The 3,062-nt window shown below is 34.8% G+C and carries 4 protein-coding genes; all 4 read right to left on the reverse strand.

The features are described 5' to 3' along the window. Positions 1 to 17 precede the first annotated feature (17 nt). From QZ620_RS13745 to QZ620_RS13760, 4 genes are read right to left on the reverse strand one after another with little or no spacing between them, the layout of a single operon-like run. Positions 18 to 629, reverse strand: coding sequence for a hypothetical protein (locus QZ620_RS13745; RefSeq protein WP_295182741.1), 612 nt, complete (start codon positions 627 to 629; stop codon positions 18 to 20). Beyond that, on the reverse strand, positions 616 to 1,779 hold the full coding sequence (locus tag QZ620_RS13750) for a protein-PII uridylyltransferase (RefSeq protein ID WP_226434589.1): 1,164 nt from the start codon (positions 1,777 to 1,779) through the stop codon (positions 616 to 618). The genes QZ620_RS13745 and QZ620_RS13750 overlap by 14 nt, the downstream gene beginning before the upstream one ends. Next, on the reverse strand, positions 1,769 to 2,152 hold the full coding sequence (locus QZ620_RS13755; RefSeq protein ID WP_295182746.1) for an ATP-binding protein: 384 nt from the start codon (positions 2,150 to 2,152) through the stop codon (positions 1,769 to 1,771). The genes QZ620_RS13750 and QZ620_RS13755 overlap by 11 nt, the downstream gene beginning before the upstream one ends. Beyond that, positions 2,152 to 2,865: a histidinol-phosphate transaminase gene (locus tag QZ620_RS13760; protein WP_295182749.1), complete on the reverse strand. Its 714-nt coding sequence runs from the start codon at positions 2,863 to 2,865 to the stop codon at positions 2,152 to 2,154. The genes QZ620_RS13755 and QZ620_RS13760 overlap by 1 nt, the downstream gene beginning before the upstream one ends. Positions 2,866 to 3,062: the final 197 nt, after the last annotated feature.

Here is a 3,062-nt window from a genome sequence, read left to right on the forward strand (position 1 = left end):
TCCCTTTATTTTTTATCTTACTGAATTTTAGTCATTATTTGTGGGGATACCTCAGAATCAGATCTGATTTTTTGCCAGGTTTTACTCGGTAAAAAATTAGAAAGCGCAAGATCTATTGCTAGGAGCGCATCCATTGGATGATGGATAAGCCGTGGACTCTTGAGAATAATCATATTTCCGTACGAGCCTAAATCTTTTACTTCGCGGCCACCATGATGAACATGATGGTGAGGGTGCATATAACGGTATTCTTCGGCTTCTCCTGAACCTTCCATATCTACATGATAATCGAAATGCCAACACCCCTTACATTCACGTGCATCTGCTAAATGCAGAGTAGAATATTCCATATTTACTGCAATAAAGCTTACGTCTTCATAGCAAAATTTTTCTTTTATTTGAACATCAATCGTCAGTTTCACATCTAAATCAGAATCCCATTCTTTCCCGCGAATATAATCACCCTTAACAGCCTCCAACTCTATTCCGTCGATAAAGCATCTTTTATTATTTCGTTGTAATCTAGAACATGCCTGAACAATTGGATTGGCACTTTTTATAATTCGTTTACGCTCCAAATATTCTCCGAGTGCCTGCAGCTGATCAATCAATTCTTCACTCGTTAACATCTGGTTTTAACCTCGCGATTAGGCGCTTAACCTTTTTCTTATCATCAGCATGAATCACATACTTGTCGGCTTTCCCGTTAAGATGAGTTAATAAGTCTAGGTATTTAGGCTGCTCCCAAACTTTCGCATCCGGATCTCGAACCCTAAGCGCGTCGTATGGGTCAAGAGGATGACCAGAGACAACACAATTCACCCAAAGATGCATGCTTTGGTCCCCATTTTGGTACCTAGTTACAATAGGCGTTAGGTCTGGAAGCTTTAATTTTTCTCGCAGAATTGATACTCGTTCTTCGCAAGTTAACGACTGTAATACATCATCTGGATGAATCTTGAACCACCAGTCTTCTATCCCGGCAAACCACCATCTTGCCTTCAATTCATTGAATGGACCGAAGTATCGATATTCTTCAAATTGCTGTTTAACAGTATCCCATGACCGAGAGCAGCAAGAAACACCTAACTTAGTTTTAAGCATCCCCTCAGTAAGAAGTGTGCCCGCTGATTGAACTAAAGTAGAATAAATCGAACCAACCAAGGCATGCGGATCACTAGCTTTAGAACTTAAAAAGTCAATGAATCTATTATCGGTATATTCGAGCATTTGTGTGTTGCAATTTAGTAGGATCTGAATTTCATCTATTACAAGATCTGAACCAAGCGGCTTTTTGCAGTCTCGTGCCAACGAATAAGCGGATACTAAAGATAGCAACATTCTAACAACTCGCTCCCTTGTCGCTGGCTTCACTACTTCTTTTTTCTTCACTACGTAATCAAATAAATTCTTTGAAGCATCGTCTGGTTCAAATGATTCGACAATTACATCTTCATTTGATAGCAGAACCAACGGCATAGAGTCTATATTCGATAGTGCCATTTCTGTCCGAAGGTGCTGCGCTAAAGTTGTGCCAAAGTAGTCTGCTTTATTACCGTCATCACTTTCTGCCTTTAAATCCTGGTCAATAATTACACCGCTAAATGGGGTCGATTCATCTATGCCTGCTTTAATGAAATTTACTATCGCTTTTATAGAATTCATTACCTGCTTGTGCTTAATCTTTAGCTTGTCTTCAGATTCATTTTCTAGGCAATCAATCAGTGACTGAAGAGTTTCAGTTCTTTCATCATCTATATACAAATAATTAATAGGCATCTTCTGGTAACTCTGATTTGTCTGCTAATGGTAAGAGTATTTTTAAACAGGTATTGTAGCCTTCAGAAGGCTCAGTTACTGCAATTTCACCCTTCAATTCAGTAATAATCTCTTCTGTAATCGACAAGCCTAATCCCATACCTCTTTTATAGTCATTTTCGGTCGAAAAAGCCTTAGCAGGAATAGATGTTGTGTACAATGGTGCGAAAACCTCTGCCCATTTATCTTTCGGAATGCCGTCACCAGTATCTTCAAAACGAATTGTCATGTAGCTGGTTCCTTTTGAAATACTAATGAGCAATTTCCTATTAATACTTCCAGCCCTCTCAATGGCTTTACAGGCGTTGGTGTAAAGATTAATAAAAATCGACATCACTTCTGAAATATGAATTTTTTTGGTCCATATCCCCAACCTACTCTCAGTGCTGCTAAGCCATATATTTTGGAAAAAGTTCTTAATATTATCACATTCTTACTTTTTTTAAAAAGTTTTAAACCTGATGTATAATCTTTTTTTCGCATGTATTCATCGTATGCATCATCTACAACAAGCAAAATATTATTTCTTAGTTTTTTTCTTAGTTCCAATATTTCATTTTTTTTTAAATAAGTTCCTGTTGGATTGTTTGGATTTGCTAAAAAAATAATTTTTGTTTTCTTTGATATCTTTTTTACAATTTCAGAAACAGATATTTTATGATTATTTTCTTTTGCAAATAATACATTGGCACCAGCTATTTTTGAATAAATTCTATACATTAAAAAACTGTATTGAGGTACAATTACTTCGTCTTTCGGTTTTAAAAATAGTTGACAAATAATTTGAATAATTTCATCCGAACCAGCTCCACAAATTATCTGTTCAAACTCACATCTAAATTTTTTTGAAATCTCAAGTCTTAATTTAGTAGATTTGTTATCTGGGTATTTTGATAAATTAATTTTACTATTAACTATTTTTCTAACTTTTGAGCTAGATCCTAAAGCAGACTCATTAGCTGACAATTTTGTAATATTCTTAATTCTGGATAATTGTGATTTTCCAGGCTTGTAAGACTTAAAGCTAATTTTTTTAAATTGTGGCAATATCATTTTTTATTAATTTATACCTACCTTTATAAATAAATTAATCAACATTTATACAGGATTAATAATTTATACAGAGTTAATAATTAATAATTATGACAAAAAAATTGACATATGGAATCTCATCTAGTACAAAAAAAGTGCGCTGATTTATCTGAATTGCGAGCGCTTAAAAAAAACCGCTAAATAAGTTTTTT

Source organism: uncultured Christiangramia sp. (genome assembly GCF_913046405.1).
In the GTDB taxonomy this organism is placed as follows: Bacteria; Bacteroidota; Bacteroidia; order Flavobacteriales; family Flavobacteriaceae; genus Christiangramia; species Christiangramia marina.